We start from the raw sequence: 274 nt of genomic DNA, 5'->3' as shown, positions 1-274 counted from the left end.
GCTTATATAGTCGCAGATGCCGGGTATGGAAGTGAAGAAAATTATCAGGATGTATTGGACAATCGGGAGAGTACACCATTGATTACCTATAATACGTACCGGAAAGAACAAAAGAAACGCAATCAGAAAAATGCGTTTAATACGGCGAACTGGAACTACAATAATGAAACGGATTCCTTCCAATGCCCAAATGACCAGCAACTTACCTTCCGTTATCATTCCCGGAAGACCGACCGCAAAGGCTTTACCAGAGAGTACAAAGTATACGAAAGTG

Annotated in this window: 1 pseudogene; it reads left to right on the top strand. The window is 42.0% G+C overall.

Annotated features, from left to right (window positions below):
- A pseudogene (locus ACQCT8_RS19040) lies at positions 1–274 on the top strand (IS5/IS1182 family transposase); the annotation flags it as partial.

This window comes from Jeotgalibacillus proteolyticus (assembly GCF_050107735.1).
Taxonomy (GTDB): domain Bacteria; phylum Bacillota; class Bacilli; order Bacillales; family Jeotgalibacillaceae; genus Jeotgalibacillus; species Jeotgalibacillus proteolyticus_A.
Note: the sequence above shows the minus strand (reverse complement) of the source record. Positions and strands in the feature narration are given on the sequence as shown.